This is a genomic window from Pokkaliibacter plantistimulans, from assembly GCF_003194385.1.
In the GTDB taxonomy this organism is placed as follows: Bacteria; Pseudomonadota; Gammaproteobacteria; order Pseudomonadales; family Balneatricaceae; genus Pokkaliibacter; species Pokkaliibacter plantistimulans.
Genome location: NZ_LAPT01000208.1, coordinates 1 through 851, shown reverse-complemented (window position 1 = coordinate 851; position 851 = coordinate 1). Strand labels below are relative to the sequence as shown.

The window sequence follows — 851 nt, the reverse complement described above, 5'->3', positions numbered from 1 at the left end:
GAAAAGGGCCACGGTCAAAAATCCGCAGGCCAGAATCAAAGTTAACCGGGGGGATTTGCCCGTAATCAAGCTGGGTAATGCGCGGGTTGTCCTTTCGCGCCGCAGGCGTCGTAAAAAGGGGCAGCGTTCATCCCTGAAAGGTGGCGGCAGCGTGCTTGTGGTGGGTAACCGTCGTATTCCCGGCGCGTTTATTCAGCAACTGAAAAATGGCCGGTGGCATGTCATGCAGCGTGTGGCTGGGAAAAACCGTTACCCCATTGATGTGGTGAAAATCCCGATGGCGGTGCCGCTGACCACGGCGTTTAAACAAAATATTGAGCGGATACGGCGTGAACGTCTTCCGAAAGAGCTGGGCTATGCGCTGCAGCATCAACTGAGGATGGTAATAAAGCGATGAAACATACTGAACTCCGTGCAGCCGTACTGGATGCACTGGAGAAGCATGACACCGGGGCGACGTTTTTTGATGGTCGCCCCGCTGTTTTTGATGAGGCGGATTTTCCGGCAGTTGCCGTTTATCTCACCGGCGCTGAATACACGGGCGAAGAGCTGGACAGCGATACCTGGCAGGCGGAGCTGCATATCGAAGTTTTCCTGCCTGCTCAGGTGCCGGATTCAGAGCTGGATGCGTGGATGGAGTCCCGGATTTATCCGGTGATGAGCGATATCCCGGCACTGTCAGATTTGATCACCAGTATGGTGGCCAGCGGCTATGGCTACCGGCGCGACGATGATGCGGGCTTGTGGAGTTCAGCCGATCTGACTTATGTCATTACCTATGAAATGTGAGGACGCTATGCCTGTACCAAATCCTACAATGCCGGTGAAAGGTGCCGGGACCACCCTGTGGG

Annotated in this window: 2 protein-coding genes; both read left to right on the top strand. The window is 55.1% G+C overall.

The window, feature by feature from the left end; genetic code table 11:
* Positions 1–397, top strand: a 397-nt coding sequence (locus WH50_RS25935) for a phage tail protein (protein WP_110190385.1), incomplete at its 5' end; no start/stop codon positions are given.
* Positions 394–789: a phage minor tail U family protein gene (locus WH50_RS25930; RefSeq protein WP_110190383.1), complete on the top strand. Its 396-nt coding sequence runs from the start codon at positions 394–396 to the stop codon at positions 787–789. The genes WH50_RS25935 and WH50_RS25930, both read left to right, overlap by 4 nt.
* Positions 790–851 lie beyond the last annotated feature (62 nt).